We start from the raw sequence: 18,404 nt of genomic DNA, 5'->3' as shown, positions 1-18,404 counted from the left end.
ATGTTCCAGGAGGAAGTGTCGTAGACCCAGATGGCACAGTTCATCTCCCAGGTGGCAATGTCGTTAACCCAGATGGTACTATTACATTACCTGGACAAGACGGTAAAACTGGCACAGGTGATGACGGTAAGGTTAAACCAAATGGTCCATCTATTTCAAACCCAGATGGAAGCATTACGCTCCATGGCGGTGGTACAGTTCAAACGCCTGGAGGAACTATTGATCTTCCTGAAGGTACTGTTATTGACCCAGATGGTACAATTCATCTTCCAAACGGTGAAATAATTAATCCAGATGGTACCATTACTGGTAAAAATACTAAAATAAATACTTCTAATGAGACTCAAAATTCAACATTGACTCCTCTTGGAACTCCTGTTGGAATCAGCACAAGTAATACTAAATTACCAAAAACTGGTGATGTTTCTTTAAGTAGCGAAGAAGCGTTAGCTCTAGGATTTGGTGCCTTACTCGGTGTACTTACTCTTACTGAGGTAAAACGTCGTAAAGAAAATTAATTTGCTTATGATTAAAGCAGATAGTTTATGAGCGCAAATTTAAAATTTCAAAGATTATACCATTGAAAATCATAAAGGGAAGAAACTAAAAAATATGAAAAAAGTAAGTATTATCATTCCTTTCAAGGGGCAGACGGAATCGGAACTAATGCTTCCGTTAGCATCTATTTATAATCAGATTGGAATTGATCTTTCACAACTGGATGTCCATCTTGTTAATGATGGGGGAGAACCAATTAATTTAAAAAAGTTTGATGTTTTAGCAGACAAACTTGAAATTAATTATCATGAAATATCAAGTAGTGGGCCGGGTGTTGCTAGGCAGTACGGTATAGATCATTCTAAGAGTGAATACATTATGTTTATTGATGCTGATGATGTTCTCTACTATGTGGGCGCATTATGGCCGTTTTATAATGCGGCTAATCAAGGCCATCAAATGATATTGGCCGGTTATTGGGAACAAGTTGCCGGAAATCCCTATACTTACATAGTTCATAATAATAAAGATGTTAAAGCTGTTTATGGAAAGTGGTATAAACGTACTTACTTAGAAATGATAAATTTAAGATTTTTGGTTGATTTACCAATTTATGAAGATACTTATTTTGTTGGTTTGGCTTGTATACTATCAACTGATAAATGTTACCTTGAAGAAGTCGTTTACATGTGGTTATGTAATCCTAAATCCATTACAAGAAATTCTGAAAATATGTTTAATTATCAAGCTCATATTTGGGCAAGAGAAAACAGGCATTGGTTTGAAATGATTCGTAAATGGAAGCCTGAAAGGTTACAATCTGATTTTGAAAACTATTTAACAGATATGTATTTGAAATCCCAAAAATTTTCGCCAATAGATGAGGAAAAATGGTTAAAGGAACAGCGTATACTGATCGAAAATGTTTCTGATATTTTCTCTGGCTGGACTCCAGAACTTCAAAAACAGGTTAATGAGAAAAGCGCCGATATTAATAATCAGTAGTATGGAATTAATACTGATGGTTTTAAGGAGTGGATAGCTCAAACTCTTCCCTGGTAACATAAAGGATTTTTAAAAGTTAAGTTAATCTTTTGAAACGAATCCTTTCCAATTTTAGGCGGATAGATAAAAATATCTATCTGCCTAATGTTATTATTTATTATTATTATTTTTTAAACTTTATTTATTAGAGAGGTTGGGTTCGTTAATGAAGAAACAAGGCAGACAACTTAATATTTTGAATAGTTTGTTCTTGAAAAATTCGAAAGAGCAAAAATCGTCGTCAAGGGAGATTCCTGACAGTCAAATTGAATTGAAAGCTAGTAAAGAATTAGGAGTGGCAATACGGCAAAAGGAAGTGAGTAATATGGTGGGAAGGAGTAACTATTCTTCAGAATTGAGAACACACAAACAACTACTTGAAAAATATCTACAACATTCAGAAAAATACTTTAATGATTTAGCTGAATATAAAAAAGGATATCTAGTATTAAATCGTAGTTTAGAAGATTTTAATCAACTTTCTCAAAAGATGGCTGATAAAAAAGAAGAGTATACTTCTGAAATGGTCAAATACGAAGGAATAAAGCAAAAGTATGAGCAAAGTCTTAAGGAATATCAAGAAATCACTGAAGAATATGAAAATATTATTCAAGATAGAGAAGTAGTTCAAAGAAAGTTTGAAGAACACTCTATAGCTCTAAAAAAAATTAACGATGAGGTACAAGAGTTAATTGATAAAAAGTCTGAAAAAAACGATATTTTTGTTGAGTTAAAGGGTAAATTGGTGATAGAGAGAGAAGTATTTAAAGCAACACAAAGTCGTTTGAACGGGATTGTCTCTGTCTATGATTTACTTAAAAAAAATTATCAGGAAAAGAAAGAAACTTTTGAAGAATCACGTAAGAAATATCACCATGCAAATACCATAAAAAATGATTGGGAGATGCTAGTCAAAGATTTTGAAAAAACTAAAGCTAATAAACAGAAATTCGAGCAAAACCTTCAATCTATTGATAAAAAAATAAAGAATACAGAAGAAGAAGCGAAAACATCAAAAGAAATTTATAGTTTTGTTGAGCCTTCTTTGGCTGCAATGGAAGAAAAATATAAAGAACACAAAAAAAACTATGAAGCAGTAGCTATTGCTTATAATATTTCCAAAAAAAGCTATGATACAGAGTATGGTAAGTATGCTGAACTTAAAGAAAATCTAGAAGAAATGAATAGTCTGAAAAATCCGAGTAAGGCTGTCATTGGTTATATCACCCGTGACAGGGATGTAGCCAAAAGTAGGGTGGATAATTTGGCGAAAGATTTTTATCCTTTGGAAGAAAAGTTCAATTTACAAAAAAGTGTTTTTGAGCAAATCAGTGCTAGCTATCAACTAGTGAAAAACCTTGTTGAAGAGAAGAAAGATAAGTCAAAAGTTTATAATGATTCTTTGAGACAAACATTGGCTGCTCAGAAAAAAATTACAATGGTTTTAGAAGTGTTGAAATCAAAATATGGGCTTCTAAACCACCAACGGGGACAATCACAAGAAGCATTTAAAGTTATTTCTCAGGAGTACGATAAACTTGAACTCGAATTCCAGAAAGAGCAAACGTCTTTCAAAAATATAAAAGATGATTATATAGCTTTTGAAACTCGGTATAACTCCACTAAGGAATCTTATGATACTGCTAAAGAAAAGCTTGCTCAAAGCGAGGAGAATATTGAAATTGTTAAAAAAGCATATTCTGATGTTGCAGGCCTTCTCAGAATTGCAACGGCAAATAAAGAATCCATTCTAGTAAACTATAAAGAATCTGAAAAAGAACTTAAGAAGTTGACAGACATAAAAGATGGACTAAAGTTTGAAGTAGAAAATAATTTCTCAGCTTTAGAGGAAACTTACCAAAATGGTGAGCAAATTTATTTATGCTTAAAAGAACAGTCAAAAAATTGGCATGACGAATATCCTCAGTATAATAGTTCTTATAAAAAAATATTACCTGAGTATACAAATATGAGTAATCAACTCGAAAAGCTAAATCAACAATACAAAGTTATTTATAGTGATTATCAATTTTTAGATAAATCTAGAGAGGCTGCTCAAAAGCAATATCAAGAAGAAATGAGAAAATATAATTCCAATCAGGAATTATATAATCGATTGACTCAAGAATTTAATCATTGTTTAGATTTAAGAAATATTGTTCTAAAAAAAGATAATGACTTTGAAACTGCTTTGCATAATTTGAATCAATTTATCTTTAAAAATGATATGTTTACTTTCCCAATTAATGAAGCAACCGGTTCTAATTTTATAGATGAATTTAATATTCCTGAAATTGAGTTTAATGAATCATCAATAAGATTAACCAGGAAATTCGAACTATCAAAATGGACAGAAACATTTCACAGATTTTATTCCCAAACTGAGGTAATAGCTAAGGAGCTTGTTAAAGCATTGGCGGAATATCAAAAACAGGTTTCAATTTTTATACGACTTGGAGGGAAAAGACTTATCGATTTGGGAAATAGTGATATAGCTTATCGTGGAACAAACATTGAAAACTACTTAAATAGGCTATTAACCAACTTCAAGGAGTGGCAGATAGAATATGAAAATAGAGAGCAGGTTTTCGCCTTATTAGTTAAAGATTATCGTCAATATTTGGATGAATCAATTAAATTAAATGAGAATATTGCTAAAATGTCAGATTCTAAGAATGGTTTGCAAGAAATTGTGAATGCAATTAATTCACTTCCAAATTACATGGATATTTATAGTGCTTCTTACCGCAATGTTGAAGTGTTGGCGAATAGTCTTGGGAGTGAGGTTTCAGACTTAACGCATTTACAAAGTGTTGATGAATTAAAAGTGACAATTCATAAAGTTTATCTTGAGCATATTCAAGCTTTGATTGATGAAAACCTAGAAGATACAATTACACATTTTACCAAAATTCGTTCCAGTTACGATCAAAGTATTAGTAATTTAAGAAAACGATTGGATTCAATGGAAAAAATGACAGGTATTCCGACAAGAAAAATTGTAATAGAAAGCTCCCTACCAAATGATCTTGATTTAAAAACCTACTTTAAGAGTGCATTAGATGATAATGTAAAACAATTACTTTCTACGATTACTGGAAGTTCATCATTTATTAATAGCGTGAAAAAAGTTAATCAATTTAAACGAGTTCAAAATCTCTTATCTGTTAATGAAGGAGGAATTGCAATTGTTCTTCCAGAAGTACCAATCAATTTTAATCCAAAGGAACTAGAATTTTCACTTGTAGTAGCTAGCGTAAAAAATATTGAAGCTCCGAATAAGGTAGAAAAGTTGGTTTCTTCTTATCCAACGCCAGAACAACCAAATATTCTCAGTGAGAAACCAAGTTTTATCGAAGATATTCTTGAAATAGAGAAAATAGAAAAGCAACACCAAAACATAGAAAAAAAAGAAGCGCTAAAAGCTCTTGCTTAATATCAGTTTTAATAATATATCTAACTGAAAGGTATTGATAATGAATTATTTTGTAAATGAGAATATTTTTACCCTGAATTCTGGGACAGAATTTTCAGCGATTAAACGATTGAAAATGTTCAAAAATCATCGTGTTGAAGCTAAAATTTTGACAAGAAATTACAATCCTCAACTATCTGGAGATTTAAAGAGGGTAGGTTTAACTCATGATGATGTCATAAATATGTATGATTATTTTCAAGATGTAATAAATGTTTCTGGAAGAGATGTTGATGTGCGTTACACAAACAAGATTAATAAAAGAAAATATCATATTGAAGGAATTGATGCTAATGAATCACTGATTAAGCATGCTGGAAAAACTATTGCTAAAGTAATGATTGCACCAGCGACAGTTGGATTAGTTGGTTCAATGGAATATAATGATTCGATGAATCATGTAGTAGCTAAAGATATTTGGGATCGTAGAGGTTTTCTTTCTTCTACACAATACTTTCATCCAGACGGAACTCAAGGGCCGCAAATCTTTTTTGATATCAATGGAACTCCTAAATTGGAAATCATACATATGAATATTCAAGGGATTCTAAATCCAACAATGTATAAATTATTGAATTATAAAGGTAAGAATAGACGATTTAATCGAGAAGAAGAACTCTTTACTTTTTTCATGAATGAGATAGCAAGTCAAGAAGCAAGCGTATTTATAAATGATCGACCATCACTCATCCCCGCTGTTGCAGGTGTGGAAGGTGCAGTAGGAAAATGGCAATTTTTACATAATTCTCATTCAAAAAATAATCAGCAAGCAGGAGCTTCAAGATCAGTGGTGGATTACCTTAATGATTTATTTACTGTGTATAAAGATAATTTTGATGGGTTAATTGTTGCTACTAAGCAACAAAAAGATGAAATCACTAAATTTTATGATTTTAAGCAGGTCATAGCTCTCACTGATACTTTTGCTAAAAAAGTTAAAAAATCAGCTTCTCGAAATAAAAATAAGATTATTTATGTTGGGCGTTTATCATCAGAGAAAAAACCAGCTGATGTTGTAGAAATTTTTGCGAATGTTTATCGCAGATTACCGGAAACAAGCCTTGATTTTTATGGATATTCATCTCCTTCAGAGATTCAAAAAGATTTAGAAAAACTTGTAGAAACTAATAATTTAAAAAATGTTGTTAACTTTAAAGGTTACCAATCAGAGGAAGCGCTAGAAATTGCTTTAAATAATGCAGGACTTTTACTTAACACTTCGGAAGGAGAAGCGTTTGGGATGAATGTTTTAGAAGCTTTAAATCATGGGGTGCCAGTTGTAGCATATAAGGTTAAGTATGGGCTGACTGAACAGATAGAGAATGGGGAGAATGGATACCTCGTTCCTTATGGAGCAATTCAAACTGCTGCTGACTCTATTGCAGAAATTATTCAATCAAAAGCAAATTGGGACAAGTTTTCTCGCTCTGCTTACGAAAAGGCAAAAGAGTATAGCGAAGAAGCTGTTTGGGGACAGTGGCTTAATGAGAAGATTATTGCTGATAATTTATTCATAAGATAATCAAATAAAGGAATGAGGAATCATGTTATTTTTTATTAACTCAACATTTAATCAAAAAAATTCTGGGATAGAGCATGCACAGCTTAAACGTGCGGCATTATTTCGAAAAAATAATGAGGCTTTTAAACTTGTTTTTCGAGAATGGAATCCTAATATTCATCGCTTTTTAGGTGAAGTAGGCATCTCAAATTCAGAAACTTTATGTATGTTTGATTATTTTCAGAAAGCAGAACTTGTAGAGGAAAAAATCCTCCATGTTGAAGATTTAGATTTTGGAGTCGATTCTTTAACTTATAATAAGGAACCTAATCAATTTAGATATCTTGTCTTTCAAGGACAACAACTTATTGCTCGTGTTCGATATTTTGGCGAAGATCCTCTTGAACGAGTAAGTGCTGTCGAATATTTTGATGGATTTGGAAATCTTTATCGAGTTGATTTTTATGATTTTCGTGGTTTTTTAAGTTTATGTCAGTGGTATACACCTGATAACAAGATTGGTACGGAGGTTTGGATGGATATCAACGGCAAGCCAGTGTTGGAAACATTTAATAAATATGATGGAAATCACAAGTATACCAAAAGTGGTTGGCGTCTGAATGGTGCTGATGGGGCAATTTATAATTTTACTAATATTGATGAGTTAACGCTCCATTTTCTTAATTTATTAAACGAAGAGTATTGGCAAGATGATAAAGCAAATATTTTTATCATGGATAGAACACATTTGGCGGATTGGGCTTTATTGAACTTGGATCGTCCTGCCTATACGGTTCTTCATTTGCATAACTCACATGCTGGTGATGCTCAAGAGCCGATGCACTCGGTTATGAATAACTTTTATGAATTTGGATTGATGAATTCAAATGGTTACGATGCTATTGTTTCAGCAACAGAAAAACAAACACTTGATGTTTCAAAACGATTTAATCCTCAAAGCAAATTATTTACTATTCCTGTTGGAGTAGTTCCAAATGAAGTTTTTTCAGAAAAGCGAATTGATATGAAGGAGCGTAGAGTGCATAGCGTTTTAGTTACTGCACGTGTTGCACCTGAAAAAAGAATTGATCATATTATTAGGGCGATAGGGATTGCAAGACAAACTGTTCCAGATATTACACTAGATTTTTATGGTTATGTTGATCATCGAGATGATGATTCTGCACAAAAGGCCATTAATGCTGCAATAAAAGAATATCATATGGAAGAAGCAGTGCATCAATTCGAGTATGCTAATAATGTTGGGGAGCTGCAAAAAGATTTCCAAGTCTATGCCTTAGCTTCAATCATGGAAGGGTTTAATTTATCTCTCATGGAGGCAATAAGCCATGGGATGGTTGGTGTCACTTATGATGTAAACTATGGCCCAAATGAGTTGATAGTGGATGGAGAAAATGGTTTTGTTGTACCTTATGAGGGAATTCAAGAAATGGCTGACCGTTTAGTTGAACTGTTTACACAGGAAGATAAACTACAAAAAATGTCTACTCAGTCTTATGAATTAGCTAGACGCTATTCTGAAGAAAATGTCTGGAAAGCTTGGCAGGCCCTTATTGACGATGCAAACAAAAAGAATATTGACTATCGTTCACCGATTACAGAGGGAATAGGGGATCAAAGGATTTACTCTACAAAAAAATCTAAGTAGAAAAGGAAAAGTTATAACAATTGTTGTTATAGCTTCTTTTTGTTAAAAATTTCAGCTAAAAAAGGATTATTAAAAATATATTTGGCTTAGGAGTTTGAGAAAACTTACTAAATGGTATAGATTGAAAAATAAATGATAAAGCGCTATAATATGAAAGAATTTCATTTTGTTCAGGTAAAAATAGATTTTTAATGACTTGTGATGAGGAGAATTAGATGCGCATAGCGAGACAACCAAGATATCAGCAGATTGCATTACAAATTGCTGAAAGAATTGTACGTAATGAACTTAAAGTTGGACAAAAAATATACGCTCGTTCAACTCTTGCAACAACTTTTGCTGTCTCACCCGAAACGGCACGTAAAGCAATCAATGTTCTAAGTGACTTGGGAATAGTTGACCCTGTTCATGGAAGCGGAGTGAATATTGCTTCAAAGCAAAAGGCACAGGAATATCTGGCTCAATATCAAGAAGTGGAAACAATGCAAGATTTACGGACACAAATCATGCAGAGTGTGGAGAGTCAGAGAAGAGAATTAGCTAATTTTTCATCCATCTTGGATAAATTGGTTGACCAAACTGAGCATTTTCAAAAAACAAATCCTTTAACTCCTATTGAATTTGAACTGGAAAAAGACTCTGAAAAGTTCGGACTGAGCCTAGGAGAAATGAATCTTTGGCAAAATACAGGGGCGACAGTTGTTGCCATTTTGCAAAATGCAGAATTAATTGTTTCGCCAGGACCGTACGCAACTTTAAATCAAGGAGATACCTTATATTTTGTGGGGGCTTCTGATACAGGACAAATTGTCCAAAATTTCTTTTATGGCAACTAAGACATCGTTTACAAAACGATGCCTTTTTTTAAGTTCAAGTTTAGTTAGTTGACATAGTGACTACATATTGTTATTATTGAGTGGTCACTTTAAATAAGAAAATCACTTGTGAAACTTAAAACTTCTAATTATTAATTAACTTATTTATTTAGAATTTATATTTCTAAAAAAGTTTTAAGCTTCCTTGTGTTAGAGTAAAGGAGAGCTATTTTGCCAGTAAAAATAAAAATTGAACATTTAACTAAAATTTTTGGCAAACGGATTAAAACCGCATTAACAATGGTTGAAAAAGGTGAGCCCAAAAATGAAATTTTGAAAAAAACCGGTGCAACTGTAGGGGTTTATGATACAAATTTTGAAATCAATGAGGGTGAAATTTTTGTCATCATGGGTCTATCTGGTTCAGGTAAGTCAACTTTGTTGCGTTTGCTTAACCGATTGATTGAACCAACGAGCGGAAAAATATTTATTGACAACCAAGATGTTGCTACATTAAATAAAGAAGATTTGCTTCAAGTTCGTCGTAAAACAATGAGTATGGTTTTCCAAAATTTTGGTCTATTTCCACATCGAACAATTTTAGAAAATACTGAGTATGGTTTGGAAGTTCAAAATGTACCAAAAGATGAGCGTCGCAAACGTGCGGAGAAGGCCTTAGAAAATGCAAACTTGTTAGACTTTAAAGATCAGTATCCTAAACAATTATCTGGTGGGATGCAACAACGGGTTGGGCTTGCGCGTGCCTTAGCTAATGACCCAGAGATTTTGCTCATGGATGAAGCTTTCTCTGCTCTTGACCCTTTGATTCGTCGCGAAATGCAAGATGAGCTACTTGAACTTCAAGCAAAATTTCAAAAAACAATTATCTTTGTTTCTCATGATTTGAACGAAGCCCTTCGTATTGGTGACCGCATCGCAATCATGAAAGATGGTAAAATCATGCAAATTGGTACTGGTGAGGAAATCTTGACCAATCCAGCAAATGATTATGTTAAAACTTTCGTAGAAGATGTAGATCGTGCAAAAGTTATTACAGCAGAGAATATTATGATTCCAGCTTTAACTACTAACATTGATGTTGATGGACCTAGCGTTGCCTTGAAGAAGATGAAGACTGAAGAGGTCAGCTCTCTAATGGCTGTTGACAAAAAGCGTCAATTCCGTGGTGTTGTTACGAGTGAACAAGCTATTGCTGCTAGAAAAAATAATCAACCATTAAAAGATGTGATGACTACAGATGTTGGAACAGTTTCTAAAGAAATGCTTGTAAGAGATATCTTGCCAATTATCTATGATGCCCCAACGCCTTTAGCAGTTGTTGATGATAATGGATTCCTTAAAGGTGTATTGATTCGAGGAAGTGTTTTAGAGGCCTTAGCTGATATTCCTGATGAGGACGAAGTAGAGGAGATTGAAAAAGAGGAGGAGAATAAATGATTGATTTAGCTATTGGACAAGTACCCATAGCAAATTGGGTGTCATCGGCAACAGATTGGATTACTAGTACTTTTAGTTCAGGATTTGATGTGATTCAAAAATCCGGAACAGTATTGATGAATGGAATTACGGGAGCTTTAACTGCTGTTCCATTCTGGTTGATGATTGCTGTTGTTACTATCCTTGCCATTTTGGTTTCAGGTAAAAAAATTGCCTTTCCTTTATTCACTTTCATCGGTCTTTCTTTAATTGCTAACCAGGGCTTATGGTCAGATTTGATGAGTACAATCACACTTGTCTTACTTTCAAGTTTATTGTCAATCATCATTGGAGTTCCTTTAGGGATTTGGATGGCCAAATCTGATTTAGTGGCTAAGATCGTTCAACCGATTTTGGACTTTATGCAAACAATGCCTGGTTTCGTTTATTTGATTCCAGCGGTTGCATTCTTTGGAATTGGAGTTGTTCCTGGGGTATTTGCCTCTGTTATCTTTGCACTTCCACCAACAGTCAGAATGACTAACTTGGGAATTCGTCAAGTTTCAACAGAATTAGTTGAAGCGGCAGATTCATTTGGTTCAACTGCCCGTCAAAAGCTCTTTAAATTGGAATTTCCTTTGGCTAAAGGAACGATTATGGCCGGTGTTAACCAAACGATTATGTTAGCTCTTTCTATGGTTGTTATCGCTTCTATGATTGGGGCGCCTGGCTTAGGTCGTGGTGTACTTGCAGCCGTTCAATCAGCTGATATTGGTAAAGGGTTTGTAAGTGGGATTTCATTAGTTATTTTGGCTATTATTATTGACCGCTTTACACAAAAACTTAATGTTTCTCCTCTTGAAAAACAGGGAAATCCTACAGTTAAAAAATGGAAACGTGGAATTGCCTTAGTTTCATTGTTAGCTTTAATTGTTGGTGCATTTTCAGGAATGTCTTTTGGAAAAACAGCCTCTGATAAAAAAGTTGACTTAGTTTATATGAACTGGGATTCAGAAGTTGCATCAATCAATGTTTTGACTCAAGCGATGAAAGAACATGGCTTTGATGTAAAAACGACAGCTTTAGATAATGCAGTGGCTTGGCAAACGGTAGCCAATGGTCAAGCAGATGGAATGGTTTCTGCTTGGTTACCAAATACTCATAAAACACAATGGCAAAAATATGGTAAATCTGTTGATTTGTTAGGTCCTAACCTTAAAGGCGCTAAAGTTGGGTTTGTTGTTCCAAGTTATATGAATGTTAATTCAATTGAAGATTTAACAAATCAAGCGAATAAGACAATCACAGGTATTGAACCAGGTGCAGGTGTAATGGCTGCGAGTGAAAAAACGCTTAATAGCTATGATAATCTTAAAGATTGGAAACTTGTTCCTTCATCATCAGGTGCTATGACTGTAGCTCTTGGTGAAGCAATCAAACAACATAAAGATATTGTCATTACTGGTTGGTCACCTCATTGGATGTTTAACAAATATGATTTGAAATATTTGGCTGATCCAAAAGGAACAATGGGAACTTCAGAAAATATTAATACCATTGTTCGTAAAGGTTTGAAGAAAGAAAATCCAGAAGCTTATAAAGTTTTAGATAAATTTAATTGGACAACTAAGGATATGGAAGCTGTCATGCTTGATATTCAAAATGGTAAAACACCAGAAGAAGCTGCCAAAAATTGGATTAAAGATCATCAAAAAGAAGTTGATAAATGGTTTAAATAATCAACGAAGATTTAGATTTAATGAAAACTTTCTAGCATTATAGTTAGAAGGTTTTTTATTATTTCATTCTAAGTTTATTATTTTTAGATTTATAACATTTATGTTAAAATGATTTTGTAGAGTCGAATGAGGAAATTTTACTAAAGTTTTATTATTTGGCTGTTTATCTATAAAACTAGGAGGAGAGACAAATGAATCGTACATTTATTAAAGGCTTTTTGGCAGGGAATGCACTTTTGATAGCTGGACTTGCTGCCACTGCTATTGGCATTAAAACAAAAGTTATCAATCCTATCAAGAAAAAAGAAGAACAAATTGAAATGGGTAGAAAACGAGCAGCCAGAAAACGGATTGCGCCTTAAGTTAACAAACATAATAAGAAAAACGTAAATCGAAAGATTTACGTTTTTTATTTTGTTCCTTTAAAAATAAGCTCATTGATTGAAGTGCTCATAAAAAAGATAAATTTTGGACGGAATTTTTCATATGCAATGGGAATATCGGCTTCTAACCAAAGAGTGAGAACGGTAATAAGTTGAGCGTTAAAGTATCTTAGGAGTTCTTGAGCTGTAAAATAATTTGCTAAACCATGTTTTTTTATAAGAGAGTTAAAGTGTTTTTCAGCCCACTTCCAAGTTCTATCACTGATTGGACCGATTAACCGGAAAGGAAGTTGAGAGCCAAAAATAATATGAGCTTCTTCTTTATGTTGCCAAAGGACCGGAAGTAGAAGGTCAGAAAGGAGTTCAATAGTAACATCTTCACAGTTATATTGAAGTAAACGCTCATTAACTTCATCTACAATATTCAGATAGATGTATTCGACAATTCCGGGAACGCCCGTTTTAAAATTATTTTTAATCGTTGTACGGGTAATGTGTGACCGTTTAGAGATTTCTTCAATGGTTACTTTTTGAGATTCGGAGGCGATATTTAAGAGAGTGCGAATAATAATTTCTTTCGTATCTTTTGTCATGATGCTTCTATTTTATACTTGGAGGAGTATAAAATCCTTTCTTTTTTAAAATTATTTGCTTAATAGGCAATAATTAAAAATAATCTATTATAGATAATTTTTTTAGTATTTGAAATAGTATATCATTATTTTATTAAGAAATTAATTGTTTTGATTATTTTTTAGTTTCATAAAAACTTTTACAAAGTCTTTGCTTTCTTGTAATATATAATTGTTGATAGTTTTAACGAAGCGCTTTGGAAAAATGAAATCAATAATGGAAAGGAAAGACGAGGTGAAAGTTTATCAAAATGAAAATGTTTATGAAGCATTTAATCATCGACTAGATTATATTTGTAGTTATTTTGACCACCTGATTATTTCCTTTTCTGGGGGTAAGGATTCGGGTTTGATGTTGGAATTGGTTCGTCTTTATTATGAAAGTCATGATTGGATGAAAAAAGGGATAAAAGTTTCTGTTTTTTATTTGGATTATGAGGGAAATTATCAAGAAACTAAAGATTATATTGAACGTTCAATGGGAAAATATCCAGAATTTGATTACTATCACGTCTGTCTTCCTATATCGGCTTCTTGTGGAATTTCGATGTCACAATCAACTTGGTTGCCTTGGGACCCAGAACATCATGAACTTTGGTTGAATTCAATTCCTCCAGAAGCTATTTGTTTAGAAAATCAAGAATTTCCATTTTTTAAAGTTGGAATGTCTGATTATGAGTTTCAAAGTAAGTTTTGCCAATGGCTTCATCGAGAAAAAGAGGTCGTACGAACGGCTGTTTTAGTGGGAATTCGTGCTCAGGAAAGTTTAAATCGTTATAATGCGGTGACGCGCGAGGAGACTTTTTCTCGTTTTGGAACGACTAATTATAGCCATCGTATTAGTCAAGATGTCTTTAATTTTTATCCAATGTATGATTGGTTATTTGAAGATATCTGGCGAGCTAATGCTAAATTTGAGCTTGATTATAATCATCTTTATGATTTGTACTATCAGGCGGGAGTTCCTTATAAATCAATGAGGGTTGCTAATCCTTTCCATCAGTGTGGGGTGCATTCATTAAAACTCTATCAGGCGTTAGAGCCAGCGACTTGGGGAAAATTAGTTGGTCGTGTTAATGGAGCAAATTTTGCAGCGCTTTATGGTGGAACTGCAGCAATGGGTTACCGTGGAGCTGTGCTCCCTAAAGGACATACTTGGAAATCTTATGTTGAATTTTTACTTGAGACATTGCCAGAGGAAACTCGAAAGGTTTATCGTAAAAAATTTAAATCTTCAATGGATTATTGGATGAAAACTGGTGGAGCTTTACCAGAAAATGTGATTGATGAGTTAGAGGAGCTTGGCTCGGATTTTGAACGTTTGGGTCCACCAACAAATAAGCGCAAATATAAGCAAAGATACGAAGTGATTCGCTTTAAAGATTATCCAGATGATGTGCCAATTAAAAATTTTAGGTTGGTTCCTTCATACAAACGCATGTGTATCACGATTTTAAAGAATGATACTTCTTGTCAGTATATGGGATTTGGTCAAACGAAGGATGAATTACAGAAAAAACAAGAGGCAATGGAAAAATGGGAGACATTTTTATAAGTCCAGCTTATGATATCAGGCGAGTGCCAATTGAGAAGATTAGAGCAAATGCTTATAATCCAAACCGAACAGCACCTCCTGAATTTCAACTACTTGAACGGTCGATTTTGGAAGATGGTTATACAATGCCTATCGTTTGTTATTACGATAAAGAACAGGATTTTTATGAAATTGTGGATGGTTTTCATCGTTATCTTGTTATGAAAAACTCTGAAGAAATTGCTAAACGAGAAGGCAATTGTTTACCTGTTTCGATTATTGATCGTCCACTTGAAGATAGAATTGCTAGTACCATTCGACATAATCGTGCTAGAGGCACACATTCAATCGAATTGATGACGGAAATTGTTCAACAATTGGTAGAATCGGGGTTGAGTGACCAGTGGATTATGAAACATATTGGAATGGATAAAGAAGAGTTGCTTCGTTTAAAACAGTTGAGTGGTTTGGCTTCACTTTTCCAAAATCAGGAATTTTCTCGGGCTTGGAATTGGGAAGAAGATGAAGAAATCAGTGAAGAGTGAATTTGAATGTTTCTTTGAATTTATTTTATTCACTTATTGAAAACTTATCTATAAAAAATTAAAAAAGAAGGATTATTATTATGGAACATGGATATTTGTTTGTTTACTCAAGATTAAAGTTGTTGATTAAAGATGCTCATAAATCTTTTAATCAAGTTGAGCGGGAACTTGGTTATCCTCGGAATACTTTGAAAAATTATAAGTATAAGAAAAAACCGAGTGTTGGTCGTGTTTTTGAAATGGCAAACTATTTTAATGTGTCAATTGAATTTTTGTTAGGAATCGAAGAAAAAGACAATAAAAATAGTTTAGCTTATCGTTTAGAAAAATTGAATCGTGAGAAAAAAGAACTTGAAATCTTGATTTTAGAAGGTCAAAAATAATAAGAAACGTTTAGATTAATTTTTCACTAAAATATTTACGTTAAGGGATTGACACTTTTTTGTAAATGTTGTATTATTGTTTTGGTTGAGTGAAGCTTCATTAGTGGAATTCATTTGACTTCTTTTCTTACATAGTATTGAGGATAGGTTTTGATGATTTATTCTCTTGAAGGTTCTTTCTTTGTAGGAAGAGCCTTTTAGTTTTCTTTATTTTTGACTTAAAAGTTACAAATTAAATCTTAAATAAGGGCTTATGTTATAATTAAGATAGATTGAATAGGAAATGAGAGAGTTATGGAAGAGAAAAAATCTTCAGGGATGTTTGCGGTTTTTGCGGCACTTGGGGCTAATGTTCTGGTTGCAATCAGTAAGTTTATTGGATTTGGTTTATCTGGCTCAGCAGCGATGCTTAATGAAAGTATTCACTCAGTGGTGGATTGTGGGAATCAGATTTTACTTTTGTTTGGCGACCGTCGTTCAAGACAAGCGAGCACTAATCTCCATCAATTTGGCGAAGCTAGGGCAAAATATTTCTTTAGTATGATAGTGGCAACATTCCTCTTTTTTGGTGGGGGTGTCATTGGTGTAATGGAGGCCTATGATAAGTTGGTTCACCCAGCACACAGTGTTGAAAATGCGGGCATTGTTATTGGAATCTTGTTGATTGGCATGGCAATTGAAGGTTCATCATTAAGAGTGGCTTTTAAAGAAATTAGCGAATTGAATACAGAAAAATTACCAATCTTTAAGTTTTTGCATGAAAGTCGTCACAGTGAAATTTTAGTTATTTTTGCTGAGGATTTATGCGCAATTATTGGTTTGCTTTTAGCGCTTTTAGGAACTGTCTTGACGATGGTGACAGGCAATCCTGTTTTTGATGCAATTAGTGGGTTGTTGATTGGGTTCTTGCTTATGGCAGCAGCGATTTTCTTAACAAGAGAATTTTATAGTTTAATTGTTGGTGAACGTGTGACAGATAGTGATTTAGAAAAGATTTTGACAGCTTTTGATCGTCCTGAAGTAGAACGAGTAATTAATGTTAAAACGGTTCACCTTGGACCAACAGAGATTTTGATTGCTGCAAAAATTGATTTGGTGAGTAAGCTTGTTTTAGAAGATTATGAGATTATTAATCAAATTGAAGCGGAAATCAGAAAAAAAATTAGTGATAAGAAGTGCTATATTTATATTGAAATTGACGAATTCGTTCAGGGCTATGTCCAATCTTCAGATTTATAAGCCTAATTTACTGACAGAAATATTTTAAAGATGAGACAAGAAGGAGAGCGCCTATGAAAAATTTTTTTAATCATATTGAACTAAAATTTGCTAATCTATTATCGAAAATTAGTTTTATGTTGCTTATGGTAGTAGGGCTTTTGATGGTTTATTTTCTATTTAGAGAAGTTTATAATCTTGTTTTACTTGCTTTTCTTTCTGAGAGTGAGGTTCATTATTATGATATTTTGGAAAGTATTCTCTCCTTCTTTATCTTCTTTGAATTTTTAACTTTGATTATCACTTCATTGAGAAATAAAGGACATGTGTCTTTAATTTTCCTCTTATCACTCGGGATTACTTCACTGATTCGACTGTTGTTAACCTATCATGAACGATTGGTTGGAGTATTATTGATTGCTAGTGCTATTCTGATATTAATTATTGGTGTCTTTGTCTTAAAGAAATTTGTTTTTCCAAATGATGATACAGCAGATTATTTCTAATCTTGCCTGACAGTTCTGTCAGTAAAATTGAAGACAATAAAAATACTGACAGATTTGTCAGTATTTTTTTTAGAATTTTTTCAGGTAAATTTTGTCAATATAGTGATTTTCTGTTTTGTGAAGAATAATTTCTGCCCGATTTCTTGTGGGCTCAATATATTCTCTGAGATTGACACGATTGACACGTGCCCATGTTTCACGGGCTAGATTGATTACTTTATCTTCTGGCATTTTTGTAAATTGATGATAGAAGTTTGTCTGGTCATATTTAGCTAGTTTTAAAAGGCTATCAAAACGTTCGAGGTACCATTTTTCAATGAGTTTTTCGTCAGCATCGACATAAATTGAAAAATCGTAAAAATCACTGATATAAAGCAGTTGATTTTGTGGATTTTGAAGCACATTAATTCCTTCTACAATAAGAATATCAGGGCTGTCAATGATTTGACTTTGGTTAGGTAAAATATCGTAAGTTTCATGTGAGTAAATCGGAACTTCAAATTTTTCACCATTTTTGACGTGATAAAGAAAACTTGTTAATTTTTCCATATCATAGCTTTCGGGAAAACCTTTGCGGTCGAGAATCCCCATATTTTTTAAATCATTAGTCGTGTACAAAAATCCGTCGGTTGTCACTAAATCAACGGTTAATTTTGGAAAGGCACGTGAAAGGAGAAGCTGGAGAAGTCTTGCGGTCGTTGATTTTCCAACGGCGACTGAGCCAGAAATCCCAATGATGAGTGGTGGAGTTTTGACAATTTTTTGTAGGAAAAGTCCTTTAGAGTAACTCATGTCTTCTAAATTTTTTTTATATAAGCGAAGAAGATGAATCAGTGGTAAATAGACGTCCTCCACATCTTGTAAGCTGATTTCATCATTGAGTGAGCGGATTGACTCTAACTCATCATGAGTTAAGGGAGCAATCGAAGTATTATAAAGATTTTGCCATGTTTTTCGGCTAATTTCGTCAAAATTAATGAATTCATTCATGACAAATATTTTATCATATTTTTGGCTTATCAAGG

16 protein-coding genes are annotated in these 18,404 nt (G+C 33.4%); 14 read left to right on the top strand and 2 right to left on the bottom strand.

Annotated elements, in window-relative coordinates:
- From IAE52_RS09415 to IAE52_RS09375, 9 genes are all read left to right on the top strand, one after another.
- Positions 1-518, top strand: a 518-nt coding sequence (locus IAE52_RS09415) for a hypothetical protein (RefSeq protein ID WP_200136783.1), incomplete at its 5' end; no start/stop codon positions are given.
- Positions 519-612: 94 nt separating this feature from the next.
- A complete protein-coding gene (locus tag IAE52_RS09410; RefSeq protein ID WP_109991057.1) occupies positions 613-1,503 on the top strand; it encodes a glycosyltransferase family A protein in 891 nt (296 codons plus the stop codon).
- 205 nt (positions 1,504-1,708) lie between these two features.
- Positions 1,709-4,978 (top strand): hypothetical protein, encoded by a 3,270-nt coding sequence (locus IAE52_RS09405; RefSeq protein WP_200136782.1) that lies wholly within the window; start codon positions 1,709-1,711, stop codon positions 4,976-4,978.
- A 40-nt stretch (positions 4,979-5,018) separates the two neighbouring features.
- Complete coding sequence (asp1, locus tag IAE52_RS09400) at positions 5,019-6,539, top strand: accessory Sec system glycosyltransferase Asp1 (RefSeq protein WP_109991055.1); 1,521 nt, start codon at positions 5,019-5,021, stop codon at positions 6,537-6,539.
- Between the two features lie 22 nt (positions 6,540-6,561).
- Entirely contained in the window at positions 6,562-8,187 is a 1,626-nt protein-coding gene (gene asp1 / locus IAE52_RS09395; RefSeq protein ID WP_109991054.1) for an accessory Sec system glycosyltransferase Asp1, read from the top strand.
- Between the two features lie 215 nt (positions 8,188-8,402).
- Positions 8,403-9,023, top strand: a complete 621-nt coding sequence (locus IAE52_RS09390; RefSeq protein ID WP_012898067.1) for a GntR family transcriptional regulator — start codon at positions 8,403-8,405, stop codon at positions 9,021-9,023.
- 210 nt (positions 9,024-9,233) lie between these two features.
- On the top strand, positions 9,234-10,460 hold the full coding sequence (locus IAE52_RS09385) for a glycine betaine/L-proline ABC transporter ATP-binding protein (RefSeq protein WP_033901119.1): 1,227 nt from the start codon (positions 9,234-9,236) through the stop codon (positions 10,458-10,460).
- Positions 10,457-12,178: an ABC transporter permease/substrate binding protein gene (locus IAE52_RS09380; RefSeq protein ID WP_012898065.1), complete on the top strand. Its 1,722-nt coding sequence runs from the start codon at positions 10,457-10,459 to the stop codon at positions 12,176-12,178. The genes IAE52_RS09385 and IAE52_RS09380 overlap by 4 nt, the downstream gene beginning before the upstream one ends.
- Positions 12,179-12,369: 191 nt before the next feature.
- A complete protein-coding gene (locus IAE52_RS09375) occupies positions 12,370-12,540 on the top strand; it encodes a DUF3042 family protein (protein ID WP_021722758.1) in 171 nt (56 codons plus the stop codon).
- 47 nt (positions 12,541-12,587) lie between these two features.
- On the opposite strand, the gene IAE52_RS09370 is transcribed toward IAE52_RS09375, so the two are convergent.
- Entirely contained in the window at positions 12,588-13,154 is a 567-nt protein-coding gene (locus IAE52_RS09370) for a transcription regulator (protein WP_015426621.1), read from the bottom strand.
- 274 nt (positions 13,155-13,428) lie between these two features.
- On the opposite strand from IAE52_RS09370, the gene IAE52_RS09365 reads away from it, so the two are divergent.
- The 5 genes from IAE52_RS09365 (at position 13,429) to psiE (ending at position 17,379) form a co-directional block, all read left to right on the top strand.
- A complete protein-coding gene (locus IAE52_RS09365; RefSeq protein WP_161934676.1) occupies positions 13,429-14,748 on the top strand; it encodes a DUF3440 domain-containing protein in 1,320 nt (439 codons plus the stop codon).
- The gene (locus IAE52_RS09360; RefSeq protein ID WP_003130454.1) at positions 14,730-15,272 is read left to right on the top strand and encodes a ParB/RepB/Spo0J family partition protein; all 543 of its coding nucleotides are present in this window, start codon (positions 14,730-14,732) and stop codon (positions 15,270-15,272) included. Before IAE52_RS09365 ends, IAE52_RS09360 begins: the two co-directional genes overlap by 19 nt.
- Positions 15,273-15,352: 80 nt before the next feature.
- Positions 15,353-15,655, top strand: a complete 303-nt coding sequence (locus tag IAE52_RS09355) for a helix-turn-helix transcriptional regulator (protein ID WP_200136781.1) — start codon at positions 15,353-15,355, stop codon at positions 15,653-15,655.
- A gap of 294 nt (positions 15,656-15,949) precedes the next feature.
- Entirely contained in the window at positions 15,950-16,894 is a 945-nt protein-coding gene (locus IAE52_RS09350) for a cation diffusion facilitator family transporter (RefSeq protein WP_012898061.1), read from the top strand.
- A 53-nt stretch (positions 16,895-16,947) separates the two neighbouring features.
- Complete coding sequence (gene psiE / locus IAE52_RS09345; RefSeq protein ID WP_010905975.1) at positions 16,948-17,379, top strand: phosphate-starvation-inducible protein PsiE; 432 nt, start codon at positions 16,948-16,950, stop codon at positions 17,377-17,379.
- A gap of 69 nt (positions 17,380-17,448) precedes the next feature.
- On the opposite strand, the gene coaA is transcribed toward psiE, so the two are convergent.
- Positions 17,449-18,369 (bottom strand): type I pantothenate kinase, encoded by a 921-nt coding sequence (gene coaA, locus IAE52_RS09340; protein WP_017864671.1) that lies wholly within the window; start codon positions 18,367-18,369, stop codon positions 17,449-17,451.
- Positions 18,370-18,404 lie beyond the last annotated feature (35 nt).

It is taken from the genome of Lactococcus sp. S47 (assembly GCF_016517475.1).
GTDB classification, from domain to species: domain Bacteria; phylum Bacillota; class Bacilli; order Lactobacillales; family Streptococcaceae; genus Lactococcus; species Lactococcus lactis.
The sequence above is the reverse complement of the archived record's forward strand: the minus strand, read 5'-3'. Positions and strand labels throughout refer to the sequence as shown.